This window comes from Flavisolibacter ginsengiterrae DSM 18136, assembly GCF_059568575.1.
Genome location: NZ_JCANTR010000044.1, coordinates 1 through 6,886, shown reverse-complemented (window position 1 = coordinate 6,886; position 6,886 = coordinate 1). Strand labels below are relative to the sequence as shown.

8 protein-coding genes are annotated in these 6,886 nt (G+C 40.4%); all 8 read right to left on the bottom strand.

Features of this window, described 5'->3' with window-relative positions; translation table 11 throughout:
* Positions 1 to 947: 947 nt before the first annotated feature.
* Positions 948 to 2,162 (bottom strand): tyrosine-type recombinase/integrase, encoded by a 1,215-nt coding sequence (locus BP74_RS21405; protein ID WP_496377574.1) that lies wholly within the window; start codon positions 2,160 to 2,162, stop codon positions 948 to 950.
* Positions 2,163 to 2,368: 206 nt separating this feature from the next.
* On the bottom strand, positions 2,369 to 3,049 hold the full coding sequence (locus BP74_RS21400; protein ID WP_496377572.1) for a hypothetical protein: 681 nt from the start codon (positions 3,047 to 3,049) through the stop codon (positions 2,369 to 2,371).
* A gap of 667 nt (positions 3,050 to 3,716) precedes the next feature.
* The gene (locus BP74_RS21395) at positions 3,717 to 3,914 is read right to left on the bottom strand and encodes a hypothetical protein (protein WP_496377570.1); all 198 of its coding nucleotides are present in this window, start codon (positions 3,912 to 3,914) and stop codon (positions 3,717 to 3,719) included.
* A gap of 103 nt (positions 3,915 to 4,017) precedes the next feature.
* A complete protein-coding gene (locus tag BP74_RS21390; RefSeq protein WP_496377568.1) occupies positions 4,018 to 4,434 on the bottom strand; it encodes a hypothetical protein in 417 nt (138 codons plus the stop codon).
* Positions 4,435 to 4,619: 185 nt separating this feature from the next.
* Positions 4,620 to 4,853 carry a hypothetical protein gene (locus BP74_RS21385; protein ID WP_496377566.1) on the bottom strand — a complete coding sequence of 78 codons (234 nt, stop codon included), beginning with the start codon at positions 4,851 to 4,853 and terminating at the stop codon, positions 4,620 to 4,622.
* Positions 4,854 to 4,877: 24 nt separating this feature from the next.
* Complete coding sequence (locus tag BP74_RS21380; protein WP_496377564.1) at positions 4,878 to 5,054, bottom strand: hypothetical protein; 177 nt, start codon at positions 5,052 to 5,054, stop codon at positions 4,878 to 4,880.
* Between the two features lie 111 nt (positions 5,055 to 5,165).
* Positions 5,166 to 6,218 carry an alkaline phosphatase family protein gene (locus BP74_RS21375; protein ID WP_496377562.1) on the bottom strand — a complete coding sequence of 351 codons (1,053 nt, stop codon included), beginning with the start codon at positions 6,216 to 6,218 and terminating at the stop codon, positions 5,166 to 5,168.
* Positions 6,219 to 6,448: 230 nt separating this feature from the next.
* On the bottom strand, positions 6,449 to 6,886 hold a 438-nt coding region (locus BP74_RS21370; protein WP_496377560.1), incomplete at its 5' end, for a T9SS type A sorting domain-containing protein.

The window sequence follows — 6,886 nt, the reverse complement described above, 5'->3', positions numbered from 1 at the left end:
GTAAAACATCGGTTGCAGATGCTTAAAAGTAGACTGCTTTGCGCAAGCATACAGCGCCACTTCCTTTTCTTTACAAATGCATGCAGCGACCATAAGGCCGACTGCTAATAGGATGCTGAGACAAAGGTAGTAAGATCATAAATTAAGTAACAGCTGAGAGAGAAAGTAATCAAACGGGAAACGGATTAAAGGTATTATCAGCTGCAAGGAAAACTACTGTGCAGCAACGAAAGCCAGCAACACCAGAATATTTGGAAAACCCTTGAAAGTCAACGTAACTTTATGAGAACAACCAGCTATCTCTTTACATAGGAACCGGTGTTGTACGCTGCTTTTTCAAAAACCGTTACAAGTTGCACGATAAAATCTAAATAACTTCGCCTTACTGTCGTATGTGTAGCTTACAACACAAGTTCCTGTATTTATTAAGGCAATTTCATTCTTGTCCTTGCGAACAACAAATGGAACGATGTTCACGTAGAAATGTCCATTGTCAAAATTTAATGGGAAAATTTTGTATGCAACAAATGACTTGTCAACCTGAAGCCTGTTTGATATTTCTGCTGAGTCAACCAAAACAATCCTTTTCGTTAAAATAACTGTTTGCAAGCTGTCAGTAAACAAGTCGTCCTTAAGAATAAGCAAAGTGTCATAAATTGACTTGTCGCTCTTTGATGTAAAAGTTATAAAGTGTTTGACTGCGTCGCTATAAATGTTTCCTTGTCCCCTTTTGGTTGTTGTGTTTATTGTCTGGCTAAAACATATTGTCGGGAAAAGAAAAATTAGGAAAGCAAATTTTATCATGTCTTAAAGATGCACTTTGAGGATGTTTCCACAAGTAGCGTACAACGTTTAGTATTTACGCAATTATACGCAATATATATTTTTTTAATTAGCTGACTTTCATCACTTTTCCATTGCGCTATTTTTATTGCGCATTGCGCCAATCATCCGTCCCATTCTATCCCACCCTGCTTCCAAAGACTATCCAATGGACTTTCAATAACAACTAATTTTTCTTTGGCAACATGCAAATATCGGGTCGTGGTTTTAATGCTGAAATGGCCCAATAATTCCTGGATGTACCGGACATCTGTCCCCTTCTCTAATAAATGAGTGGCAAAAGAATGCCGCAAACTATGAAAGCCTATCTCTTTTTTTATTCCCGCTTTTGCTTTTGCTTGTTGAAAGACGGCCTGGGCGCTCCTGGCACTATAAGGCATACCTGGCACAGTACTTTCAAAAACAAACTTTAACGGCTTTATACTACTTTTTTTATAATAACTGGTAAGTATATCTTCTAAAATAGGACTTAGAGTTACATAGCGGTCTTTTTTGCCTTTGGCTTGTTCTATTAGTATCTGGCCCCTTTGGCGGTCAAGGTGCTTCCATTGCAAATGTATTACCTCACTTACCCTTAGCCCTGCGCTGTAAGCCGTAAATAACAGGGCTTTATGTTTTAAAAAATTTACTGCATTAAATAAACGCGACAACTCTTCTTCACTCAGTACTTTGGGTAACTTTAGGGGTTTTTTTGGCCGCGGTATTTCCCAAAAAAACTTATCTTTTCCCAACACCTGTTCAAAATAAAACTTAATGGCATTAATACGGCTGTGTAAGGTATTTTCAGAAAGATGAAGCTTCTCAAAGCAATAAATCAAATACCTCCGCAAGTCATCTGTGGTCAATGTATCTACATGTTTATTTTTCAATAACTGCAGCAATTGCAAAAATTCATTCCGGTAGGTTTTTAAGGTGGAAGCACTGTATGCCTTCAATTTTAATTGTTCTATAAACCTTTGAAGAGCAGCAATATTTTCGGAACACAGTTTCCAGTCAGCAGACCTGGTTATGTTCCCACTGATCTTAATACCAGCTCCGGTACTATAGGAAGCTAACCGGGTTTTTGTTACCTGTTCTTTCTTTTTAGAATACTGTATCAACATAGTATCGTCTAAAACTGCAATTTCTGCTAATGATTCTTTGACCAGCTTTTGTGCAGCCTGCGTAAAAGGCAGGTACCAGCATCGGTGTGATTGGCTCCATTTGATTTCTTTGATTTGCCGGATGACTGTTTCCAACTCCCGGGAAAGTGTACATTGAACAGCAATGAATTCCTGTCCTCTATATACCAAAGGACATAAACAAACAACAGGATGCATGTCAGTATAGTTTTATAAGAAAATTAAATTAAAATATAATTTATATTATCCCAACTAATACCTGTTACAATAACACGATGTTGCTGCCAATAGGTGACTTATTTAGGTGTGTGCCCTAATGAAATACAGTTTGGTACTTTGCATATGACATCACTTCAAGATTAAACAACAATTGACAAATAACCATTGACCATCAACGATAAGGCTTATTTCATCGGCACCCATTCATCAATGATCTTTGGCTTTGGTTTGGTAAGCAGGGTTTGCAGACCCAGTTTCCTAACCTTATCTACCAGGTGGCCTGTAAAGCAGATTGGGATCTTGTAATCCTTCGCAAACTCTCCATGAAAAACTGCCTTCCAATTATAGTCATCCATATAATACATAAAATGCTCTTCATCTTCCTCGTTGGGCTTTGCTTCAATGACCACCAGGAAGTTTTCCTTCTCCGGCTTTGGCTTTTTTTCCCTTTTCTGTGCTTTACGGTTGTCTGCCTCCCTGATCATTAAAGGAAGGTATAGCTCGATGTCTTCTGCCTCCAGGGCTAAACAATGCAGGGAAGCCAATAGCTCATACAAGGCCCTTAACACCTGTTCATCTTCCATCCCCTGGTTCTTTAAGGCTATGGCCTTCCTTTTACATTGGTTATATAAGATATTACTCCTTCGGTGGGTATACACATGCCGGTACATCAGCGAGGCGAGTGTGCTTGACCTTCCAAAATGTGAGGAAGTCCGCCTGCTTCCTTCAAAGGCAGGATCTTTAAAAAAACGCTTAGTATCCACACCCGGTTTGGTGCGGACCCTGTACTCCCCTTCGGAGCGGTAAAAATTGATATTGCCATCAATGGTGCCAATGCCCTTGATGTAGCCTACTTGTTTTGGCATAGGATATTGTTTTTAGGATTTGAGCACTCCAAATACTAAAATATTTAGTAAAGCATAAAGGTATCGCCTGCTTAATTTATCCACATCCTGTAAAAACAACTATACGTAGGGGTGAGCTCCCCTATAGCTACCCCCGGGCAACGCCCTATCTACTCCCTACCTGAGGTATGGATACTCCGTACGAACACGGAGTATCCATACCGTTACTATACTGTAGATAGGGAGAAAATAGGGAGAAGGTAGGGAGGAGGTAGGAATGTCGAAAGCCGAACAGGTGAACAAGGAAGAGGGAACCGCAGAACATCGAACAAGCCTGCCCGACTTCATTATTCAGGCGGGGAATGATGAAGGAGTATAGGACGGCGCGGCATTATTGGCGAAGACATATCTAAGGACAACTGAACAAGATGCTCCATTTTCAATGTTCAATGACCAATTTTCAAAAGAAAGAAGGAGAACTAAGATTTATGGGATTAGAAGGATGAATGAAGACAGGGTAGCCGCAGACTGAAGCCTGGGTACTGGGTTTAGGAAATTCCTGGGGATAAGTTACCTCCATACAGGACTTATGCCCCAGACCCTCTTTATTCAATTAGCAGGAGTAAAATGCGAAAGCCTTTCAGGAAATATAATTTTCTGAAAGGCCTTTAATTTTTCAGCTCCTTCATTACTGGTCCTGCCTGGTTCCTTTATCCTCAGCATCCTGGCGGGGAGTAACTGGGGCAGGAATATCGCTTATTGATTTATCTGAAAAATCATTGGGTTGCTGATCGATATATTCCGGTTGGTTTTTCAACTGGGAGTCTGTTTCAGTTGGTTTGGGGTAGGACTCCGGCCTGTCCTGCCTGTTAGTTTCTTTGTTCATACTTTATATGTTTTTGTGTTTATGTCTATAAAATCATTAAGCCCTTAATAGGGCTTAATGATTTAAATTCTAGCAAGAATCATTTGCTATGGTCAATGGGGTATTACATACCACCCTGTCCACTGCGGGAACCACTTCTATCGCTATCGCTTCCGCTGCTGCGATCGGTGTTTCCGGTTCCTGTGCTGCCACTACGGCCCTGGTCACCACCTTGTAATCCAGAGTCCTTGTTAGAGCCACCCATTGATCCACTTTGTGAACCACTTGTGCCTTGACTTTGATTTCCTAATCCACCAGTTCCACGCTCATTTCCGGATTGAGAACCACTTTGTGATCCACCCATTCCAGACTTAGAACTATCAGAACCTGATTGAGAACCGCTAATGTTCTGGCTTTGTCCGCTCAAGTCACTTGATCCGCGCTCTGTTCTACCCATACCGGATTGAGAACCACTTTGTGATTGATTTCCCAGGTTTGAGTTAGAATTCTGATCTTGATTTTGATTTCTGTTTTCTGCCATAACTGTTTTTTTAAAAGTCAAAAAATTGAGAACCGATTTATATATAAAAATTATATGCCTGACTACTGTTGAACTCCTTGCTGTTATATTATTTCCTATTTTATTTAATTGTTTAAAAATTCTACAACTGAGCAGTAGCGTTAATGTAGAACTTCGTCAACAACTCCTGAATTGCTGAATAATTTTTACTGATCCGCTACCTGACCGTCGAAATCGCTTCCTGTTACAGTTCTTTTGGTTGTAACCCCGGAGCCGCGTGGCTGTGAAGCCCTGTTGCCACTGGCATCTGTTGCTGAGCGATGATCCATGTCTGCTGTGCCACCACCTGAGGTCGATGCATTTTGCCTGTCATTGGTTTTAGCACCTGATTCCTGCAGGCTATCACTGTCATGCACACCTGTTTTTTTATTGTCTTTCATGTTATCTCCTTATTTTAATTGTTATCAATGATTATTGGATGTTACTTTTTCATTTCCATCTGAGCCATTCTGCGCTCTTCCCAGGCCATCCCTGTTTCTCTGCTGGCTTGGTGTTTCAAATTCCTTATGTCTTCCTTTTTCACCCTTTTGAATGGCATTGACACCTTTTTTTGGTGTGGATGCATTTTTTTCTTTTCGCATAAGTTCAGGTTTGATGAGGTAAAATATCTGGTGGGATGTATAACTAACAGGGAAAAAACTATGCCGTAAGAAGCAGGCTATACAGTATAAAAATGAGATTAGCAATCTCAACTACCGTTTTGTAAGAAGCTGCGTCATCAGTTCTTTTAATTCTTTTTGGTATACCTGGTTTTCACTTTTCATTTCTCCTGATGGTACAATATTATGACCTAAGACTGCAAACCATGTTTGACCAGAGCCCGGTACAAATAATCCATGGCTTCCCCAATTGGAAGGAAGACTTCCCCTGCCATGATCAGTTGTAATTAGAAAGGTTGTTTTGCCTGCATATTCCTTCATAGATTGAACCATGCGCCAAAGCTCACCTATCATGCGATCAGCATTGTTGGCCTGCTCCAGGTATTGATCATACCTGTTTTCATGTCCTGCATTGTCGGTGCCACTGAAGCTCAGGAATACCACTGAAGGTTTATTTTTTTGGATGTATTCCTTGCTGGCTATATAGGTTAGCTCGTCATAACGGGTCTCCGTCTTTTCTGCGATCACTTCAGACTGCAGGGTATTTAATAACTTTTGCCCTATAGAAAGTTCTTTACTGTTTACATTCTCAAAGCCACTATTGATCACAAAACTGCTTTTTTGTTTATTGAGAATGTAAGGGAATACATCCCAGGAAGTGAAGGCAGCAACTTTTCCTTTGTATGCCGGTGAACTATTCAATAATTCCAAAATATTCTGGTTGGTATTTTTTGTTTTGGAATTACTGTTGATAGCAAGGTCCACGGATCCGGTAAGCAATTCACTATAGCCGGGATAGGAGAGCGCATAAGGGTTAGAAACGTTTACCTTGTTCTGCCATTTCCTGTTTCCATATAGTTGTCCATCATGAGCAATAACATTCCAGAAAAAAGGCATCAATTTTTTTCTTCTTTCTGTTACGTCCTTATCCCAGTACAATGCTTTGATACTTGAGTTGAGGGGAGTTGTTTCATTATCATTGATCAGGGCAGAATCTGCCCCATTGTATAATTCCTGCCAGCGAAATCCATCTAGCGTAATAATGAAAAGCTTGTTCTGCGGATCAAGAGGTGTCATGGATCGTTGTGTATTACTCACAGAAACACTTAGGGTAACTAACACTATGCAGATCAACAGCGCTTTCATGTGTTATATAATCAAAAAAGTATACCAATATGAACAGTTGTTTACGATGTTCTTCAACCCTTTGGTAATGATCAATAAAACTGTTACGATTCTTCCTGCTGTAACAATAAGAGGTAAACTAACCTCAAATAGGGAAACAGGTTTGGTCCTGTTTTACTTTTTAATATAACAACTGTTTGCATAAAAAAGAGGCCGGGTTATCCGGCCTCTTAAAATAGGTAGTTCATCAACTATTGTTTAATGATCTGCTTTGTTATTATTCCCTGTAGTGTACTTACATTGATATAGTACATACCAGGAGGGATGTTGCCAAGCGAAATTCTGTCCTGGCTGCGTAGTTGTGTTTTTTGCAATCGATATTCTTTGATAACAGCACCAGATGTATTTACTATACGAACCTTAATATTTCCTTTGAAATTTTGATCCAGTGTCAGTGTGAATGCATCCTGTACGGGATTTGGATAAACCATAGCTGATGCTGTGGCCAGCTGCTCAACCATCACATTGGAAGACCTGCGTGTTGTTACAAATGAACCACCTGCGATTTCCAGCCAGTTGATATTCCATCCTGCACCTGAAGTGGACTGCAGCCTGATGGTTTGTGTACCTGCTGCAAGGCTGATGGTTGTTGAAACAGTCTGCCAGGTTTGCCATCCGCCGGTTGTGGG